This is a genomic window from Pseudomonas sp. GM60 (assembly GCF_000282415.1).
Classification (GTDB): domain Bacteria; phylum Pseudomonadota; class Gammaproteobacteria; order Pseudomonadales; family Pseudomonadaceae; genus Aquipseudomonas; species Aquipseudomonas migulae.
Window position 1 is genome coordinate 1 of the sequence record NZ_AKJI01000148.1, and the last position, 6,964, is coordinate 6,964.

Sequence of the window (6,964 nt, forward strand, 5' to 3'; positions counted from 1 at the left end):
CGGTGTTAATGCGGTTTAACGGTCCGGACTGGTTTAGTCCGTTTGGCAGGGGTGGATTGAATTCATATGCTTATTGTTTAGGAGATCCAATCAATCTGAGCGATCCGAACGGTACATCCCCGCCCTTCTTCAAACGGATGTCAGGTCGGCCTATCTATAAAAGCGGCCCGGAACGACCACCCAATACGCCCGCTAAAATCATTTACACGGACGTCACTACATTTACTCCACTCCAGGAAACCCAGCCTTATAGCTTTACTGAAGCCACTTTTAGAACCAAAGCCAACGGGGAACACAGCCACCTAGTCAAGTCAGTCATAGGCTTTGGCTATGACGAAGTCTCGATTGAAACAGGGGGCAAAATTAAGTTTATGCGGAGAAAGCTCACACCCGATGAGAACAGATACTCTGAAATGACTGGGCTTGATCTAGAATCGTTTTACAGTAATTTAGAACTACCAGAAATCCCTATATCACTTGATCATCGTAACTTATTGAAAGCCAGGGCTGAGCGCAGTAAGTCCAAGACCGTCGCACAGATAAACACCGAGGCGGAAAATGGGCTTCTTAAGGGAGTGCGCCCAAGCAGAGCTAAGATACTCATCAGAGATCCTCATTTCAGGTTTGACGGTGATCGTTGGTGGGAAAAAAAACGCACTAGCGACCATACGATTGTGCAGTTTTACATCAGACAAAATCACAATAGCTGAAGTTGGCGATGACCTGACCAATCCCCTGTGGCGAGGGGATTTCTCCAGTATCCACAGGTTGCACCCTATCAGTTCTGATAGCTCCCAACTGTAACACCTTCGCCGACACTCAAACTCTCTGCCCTCGAAAATCGAGCCTGACCGGATTCGGTGCATCGGACAGGTTTGCTGCTTTACTGAAAAAGACCCAAAAGCCTGCGAGCCGCCACCATGAACCGCAACGACCTGCGCCGCGTGGACATGAACCTCTTGGTGATTTTCGAAACCCTGATGTTCGAAAAGAACCTGACCCGGGCCGGGGAGAAGCTGTTTCTCGGTCAGCCCGCCGTCAGCGCTTCGCTGGCAAAGCTGCGCGATCTGTTCGACGACCCGTTGCTGGTGCGCAACGGTCGTGTGCTGGAGCCGACCCTGCGCGCGCTGCAGATTCTTAAGGAGTTGCAGCCGGCGATGGACACCATTTCCGGCGCGGTCAGCCGGGCCAAGGATTTCGACCCGGCCACCAGCCGCGACGTGTTTCGCATAGGTCTGTCCGACGACGCCGAGTTCGGTCTGTTTCCGCCGCTGCTCAAGCAGATCCGCGAAGAAGCACAGAACGTCGTGGTGGTGGTGCGACGGGTGAATTTCCTGCTGATGTCATCGATGCTCGCCAGCGGTGAAATTTCCGTCGGGATCAGCTACACCACCGAACTGCCGGCCAACGCCAAGCGCAAGAAATTGCGCGACCTGAGCGTGAAGATCCTGCGCGGCGACAATCGACCCGGCGCCCTGACGCTGGATGATTACTGCGAGCGGCCGCACGCGCTGGTGTCATTTTCCGGTGACCTGACCGGGGCCATCGACAATGACCTGGCACGCATTGGCCGATCACGCCGCGTGGTGCTTGCGGTGCCGCAGTTCGCCGGGTTGCGCGCCTTGCTGGCCGGTACCGACATGCTCGCCACGGTACCGGATTACGCGGCGTGCGCGCTGATCGAAGGCAGCAGCCAGTTGCGCGCCGACGACCCGCCGTTTGACATCAACCTGTCCGAACTGTCGATGGTCTGGAACGGAGTCAACGATAACGATCCGGCAGAACGTTGGTTGCGCGCGCGAATTGCCCAACACATGTCGGCGCCACTGCCGGGGTGTTGAGCGAATTGAAATCCGGATCGGTCTCGCGCAGGAAGATCGGCAGGTCCGTCATTGGCGGCATGGCCGGAATGTCGAAGTACATCTGAATCACCCAGCCACGGTGATAACTGGCGTGATTGACCACGTGCAGCAACATCGCGCCGGCGCTCATGGTGCCGCTTTCGCCCGAGACGAACGTGAACTCGAGGGGTTTATCCAACGAGGCATCGGTCTGGCGTTCACTCCAGTCGCAGTACCAGTGATCAATGTCTTTTTGCGCCATGCGCAGATCGGCGAGGTCGGGATGCAGCAGATCGTGCGAGGTCTTGAAGCCGTGCCCCCGGCCTTCGAGGTGAGCCTGCCAGATGCAATCCACCACGTAGATGTGGTTCAGCGTGCCGATCATGTTCTTGAACACCGAGACCCGCTCTTTGTTGACCTCGCCCGGCGGCAAATCGGCCAGGCTGTCAAAGAGTCGTTGATCGGCCCAGCGTTTGTAATCGGCCAGCATGCGGGCTGTGCGTACGTTGATCATCAGAGGTCTCCCATTGCGATGGGCGCACTGCAAAGCATAGTCCTCATGACGCGAGGCAGCGCAGACGCTGATCATCGGTCAATCAAAACGTACCGGGGTAACTGCCGCCGTCCAGCAACAGATTTTGCCCTGTCAGGAAACCCGCGTGGGCGCTGCAGATGAATGCGCAATAGGCGCCGAACTCATCGGGCTGGCCAAAGCGCTGGGCCGGAACGTTTTTGCGCCGCTGTGCGCTGATGCTCTCGACGCTGGCACCATTGGCCTCGGCGGCGGCGCTCAGGGTCTTGTGCAGGCGCTCGGTCTCGAACGGGCCGGGCAACAGATTGTTGATCGTGACGTTGTGCCCGGCCAGCCGCGACTGCCGCGCGAGCCCGGCGATAAAACCGGTCAGGCCGCTGCGGGCGCCGTTGGACAAGCCCAGCACATCGATCGGCGCCTTCACCGCGCCGGAGGTGATGTTGACGACACGTCCAAAACCACGCTCCGCCATGCCATCGACACAAGCCTTGATCAGCTCGATCGGCGTGAGCATGTTGGCATCCAGCGCCTTCAACCAGTCTTCGCGTTGCCAGTCGCGGAAGTCACCCGGTGGCGGGCCACCGGCGTTATTGATCAGGATGTCCACCTGCGGACAGGCCGCCAATACTTGTTCGCGGACGGTCGGCTCGCTGATGTCGCCAGCCACCGTGCGCACTTCGATGGTCGGCGCCAGGCCACGTAATTCTGTGGCGGCGACTTGCAACGTTTCGTCGCCACGGGCGTTGATCACCAGGTTGACGCCCTCCTTCGCCAAGGCTCTCGCACAGGCCAGCCCCAAGCCCTTGCTGGCGGCGCAGACAATTGCCCAGCGACCCGATATGCCCAATTCCATGACGATGCTCCCGACGGTTCGAAAGCCTTACGTTACCACCGTGCGCCGTCGGGATACTCCAGGGAATCAGGCTTGTTCGGCAATTCAATTGTTCCTGATTATCACGAGTGAAAACGACTGACAGAAGTAACAGGTCAATCCATACCGATAGTGCTGCCAGACGCCATCAGCGGAGCGGATCCAAACCCACGCATTGAAGTGATTGTGTGTGCGGCAAGGAACTCCTGACGGCCGCCGCGCATCCTAAATTATGTGGTACTTCCATTACGCTTTCAGAGGACACCGTCATGCGCCGTCTGATCATCATTTCTTCCCTTGTGTTGTGTTTACCCTTTGGCTCGGTTTTCGCGGATGTGGATGCGGGCGATGTGGCCACCTCGGCCGGGGTTTCCGCTTCGCTGTACTCGACGTTCAAGGACGACAAACTCATGATCCCCGCCCGGGATGATGCCTCCAGCTTCGTGGCCAGTGGCGGTGCGATTCGTGGGGTGTATCTGGAGTCGGTCATGCAGCAGATCCGCCAGGACAATCCCGGACTGAACGCCAGCGATGAAGATCTGGCCAGAGCGATTCTGATCCAGGACGGTGCCGCTGCCGGGCAATGAAGGCTGAAACATTCGCGGTGGGGCTTGTGACACCTGACCAGGCGTTTACGGCCCTGCTTCGCTTGCCGGCTACTTTGCGCTTTCAGCGGATGAACGCGCCCATCCGGCAACGAGTTGTGCGTTGATGCTGACGCCACCGCACACCACGATCACCACGTCATGGGCATCGGCAATTGCCGGGTGGTCCAGATAGCCGATTGCCAACGAAACACCGCACGCCGGTTCAACCAGCTGACGTAAATCGTTGGCATACCGCACCACGCCCATGATCGCTTCGTCATCGCCGAGCACCACGCATTGATGAGGAAAATCGAGGATGTGTTGCACCGGCCAGGCGGCCACTTGAGCCGCGCCGAGCGAGGTGGCAACGGTGTCGATGCGCGAAAGCCTGACCGGATGCCCGGCCTTGATCGCGGCCGAAAAAGACGCCGCACCCATGGTTTCGCAGGCGATGATGCGGCAATCCATACGGCCATGCCGAATCAATCCAGTGAGAATGCCTGCCAGCAAACCACCGCCCCCCACCGACGTCACCAGCGTGTCGACTTGAGGGCAGTCCTCGAGAATCTCATCGATCATCGTGCTGTGCCCTTCCCACAACACCGGATGATCGAAGGCCGGCACATATTCGGTGTCTGCCCCTTTTGAAAGCTCCTTCGCCCGCTGATTGGCGTCGTCCCAGACCTTGCCGTGAACGATCACTTCGGCACCGGTTTTGCGAATCCTCGCGCGCGTGCTTTCCGGGGTGGTGTGTGGCACCACGATGCAGGCTTGCAACCCCAGGCTGGCCGCCGCGACAGCGGTGGCGAAACCGGCGTTGCCACCGGAAGGACAGACCACCTTGCGCTTGCCCTCGGCCTTTGCCTGGCTGCACAACAGCCCCATGCCGCGCAACTTGAACGAGCCGCTGGGTTGCAGGTTTTCCAGCTTGAGCCAGATCCGCCGAGTGGGGGTCGACAAACCCGGGTGCAGGATCAGGGGGGTTCTGATGTGAAGCATGTTGGGTTCCTCGGGCGAACACCGACGGGTCGAGTTCTTCAACCAGCCGGTGTTGCACGGTCCTTATCCAAGCTTAGATCACCCTGGCCCGAGCTTGCTGTTTCAACGATAACGCGGTGCCGCCGTGGAGTTGCCGAACAAGCCCGACAGGGTTTTGCGCTGGGTTTCGTAACGATCCCACTGCTCGCCATCGTGCAGGCCCGGAATGGTCACCACTTCCCCGCTCGCAAGCCCCACCAGCGCGGCGTCGACCATGTCCTCAGCGGACATCACGATCTCCTGCGGCAGGTTTTCCACCGGGTTGCCGGCCTCGCTCCAGAAGTCAGTCGCAGTGGCGCCGGGCAGCACGGCCTGAATACGGATGCCTTTATCCGCCAATTCGTGGTGCAGCGATTGGCTCAGGCCCAACACAAATGCCTTGGTCCCGCCGTACACGCCGTTGAGGATTTCCGGCGCAATCGCGACGATCGAGGAGATGTTGATCACGGTTCCGGTGCCACGGGCGACGAAGCCTGGCACAACCGCGTAGGCCAGGCGCATCAGCGCGGTGATGTTGAGGGTGATCATGTCTTCCATGTCATCCACCGGGCTGCCCAGCAGCGGCATCACGGCGCCGACCCCGGCGTTGTTGACCAGCAATGTAATGCTGGCGTCGTTATGCAGAATGCCTTCAACCCGGCGCAGATCGGCCCGGTTTTTCAGGTCGGCGGCGACCACTTCCACGGCACGCCCGGTTTCGTTGCTCAGGTGATTGGCCAAGGCGTTCAGTTTGGCCTGGCTGCGGGCGACCAGAATCAAGTCATACCCCTGACGGGCGAGACGGTCGGCGTAGACCGCGCCGATGCCGGATGAAGCGCCCGTGATCAGGGCGGTGCCTTTGGACGAGAGAGCCATGTTCTGTTTCCTTCACAGTGAGGCGAGGTGTTCGCCGGGTGTGAACAGTTATAAATTGACTGACGCTTGTCTCAAATGACGTTTAAAGTACGTTTTCAGGACATATCCTTTTGAGGGGCCGGCAATGACTTCCGTAGCGTTTGTGGTGTTTGACGGCTTCCAGTCCATGGCGCTGGCGGCGATGCCAGTGTTCGAATACGCCAACTTCAGCGCTGGCGAGACGCTTTATGCGGTGAGTGTGGTGTCCGAAGACGGCCGCACTTTGCGCGCCTCCGGCGGTTTGAGCGTTGGCACCGAGGCGTTTGGTGAACGGGTGTTCGACACGGTGATCGTGGTTGGCGGCGATGCCATTCTCGAGCAGGCACCCGAGGGGGTATTGAATTACCTGCGCGCCAGCATCAAGACCGCACGGCGCACGGCGTCGATCTGTTCCGGTGCCTTTGTGTTGGCCCAGGCGGGTTTGCTTGAAGGACGGCGGGCGACCACGCATTGGGCGTACGCACGGGAACTGCAGGCGCGGTTTCCGTCGATCAAAGTGGAAGAGGATCGCATCTACGTGGTCGACGGTTCGATCTGGACGTCTGCCGGGATGACCGCCGGCATCGACCTGGCGCTGGCCATGGTTGAAAAGGATCACGGCGCCGAACTCGCCCGCGCCGTGGCGCAGAAACTGGTGATGTACCACCGACGCGCGGGCGGCCAGTCCCAGCACTCGGCGCTGCTGGAGCTGGAGCCGAAATCCGACCGCATCCAGACCGTGCTCGGTTATGCCCGCGAACACCTCGCCGAAACGTTGTCAGTGGAACACCTGGCGGACGTGGCGAGCCTCAGCCCGCGCCAGTTCAGCCGGGCGTTTCGCGCCGAAACCGGGCAGTCGCCAGCCAAAGCCATCGAAAACCTGCGCCTGGAAGCGGCTCGGCAGATGCTGGAACGCGGGCGGTTGACCCTCGATCAGATCGCCACCGAAACCGGTTTTAGCGACCGCCGGCGCATGCGTGAAGCCTTCCTCAGAGCCTTCGGCCAACCGCCACAAGTAATTCGCCGCAACGCCCGAGCCGAGGTTCTGTAGGAGCCAGCTTGCTGGCGATTGGCTCTTGAGGCAGGTGGTGACTTTGAAAATGCCATCGCCAGCAAGCCGGCTCCTACAGGGGCCGGGACAATCCCCGTGTCCTCCGTCATATGCACCATTTGCAGGAGCCAGCTTGCTGGCGATTGGCCCTTGAGGCAGGTGGTGATTTTG

Annotated in this window: 8 protein-coding genes; 4 read left to right on the forward strand and 4 right to left on the reverse strand. The window is 59.7% G+C overall.

What is annotated here, in order from left to right:
- The coding region (locus tag PMI32_RS30370; protein WP_338010010.1) for an RHS repeat-associated core domain-containing protein at positions 1 to 710 on the forward strand (710 nt) is incomplete at its 5' end.
- 210 nt (positions 711 to 920) lie between these two features.
- Positions 921 to 1,841 carry a LysR substrate-binding domain-containing protein gene (locus PMI32_RS02580; protein ID WP_008034619.1) on the forward strand — a complete coding sequence of 307 codons (921 nt, stop codon included), beginning with the start codon at positions 921 to 923 and terminating at the stop codon, positions 1,839 to 1,841.
- Here PMI32_RS02580 and PMI32_RS02575 read toward each other — a convergent pair.
- The gene (locus tag PMI32_RS02575) at positions 1,762 to 2,355 is read right to left on the reverse strand and encodes a DinB family protein (RefSeq protein WP_008034620.1); all 594 of its coding nucleotides are present in this window, start codon (positions 2,353 to 2,355) and stop codon (positions 1,762 to 1,764) included. The two genes, PMI32_RS02580 and PMI32_RS02575, sit on opposite strands and share 80 nt — an antisense overlap.
- A gap of 82 nt (positions 2,356 to 2,437) precedes the next feature.
- The gene (locus tag PMI32_RS02570; protein ID WP_008034621.1) at positions 2,438 to 3,226 is read right to left on the reverse strand and encodes an SDR family oxidoreductase; all 789 of its coding nucleotides are present in this window, start codon (positions 3,224 to 3,226) and stop codon (positions 2,438 to 2,440) included.
- 287 nt (positions 3,227 to 3,513) lie between these two features.
- Between PMI32_RS02570 and PMI32_RS02565 the strand changes: the two genes are divergently transcribed.
- Positions 3,514 to 3,831, forward strand: a complete 318-nt coding sequence (locus PMI32_RS02565) for a DUF2388 domain-containing protein (RefSeq protein ID WP_008034622.1) — start codon at positions 3,514 to 3,516, stop codon at positions 3,829 to 3,831.
- A 69-nt stretch (positions 3,832 to 3,900) separates the two neighbouring features.
- Here PMI32_RS02565 and PMI32_RS02560 read toward each other — a convergent pair whose 3' ends face one another.
- Positions 3,901 to 4,830, reverse strand: coding sequence for a pyridoxal-phosphate dependent enzyme (locus tag PMI32_RS02560; protein ID WP_008034623.1), 930 nt, complete (start codon positions 4,828 to 4,830; stop codon positions 3,901 to 3,903).
- A 102-nt stretch (positions 4,831 to 4,932) separates the two neighbouring features.
- Complete coding sequence (locus tag PMI32_RS02555) at positions 4,933 to 5,724, reverse strand: SDR family NAD(P)-dependent oxidoreductase (protein ID WP_008034624.1); 792 nt, start codon at positions 5,722 to 5,724, stop codon at positions 4,933 to 4,935.
- A gap of 124 nt (positions 5,725 to 5,848) precedes the next feature.
- Between PMI32_RS02555 and PMI32_RS02550 the strand changes: the two genes are divergently transcribed.
- Positions 5,849 to 6,793: a GlxA family transcriptional regulator gene (locus PMI32_RS02550; RefSeq protein WP_008034635.1), complete on the forward strand. Its 945-nt coding sequence runs from the start codon at positions 5,849 to 5,851 to the stop codon at positions 6,791 to 6,793.
- The last annotated feature ends 171 nt before the right edge of the window (positions 6,794 to 6,964 follow it).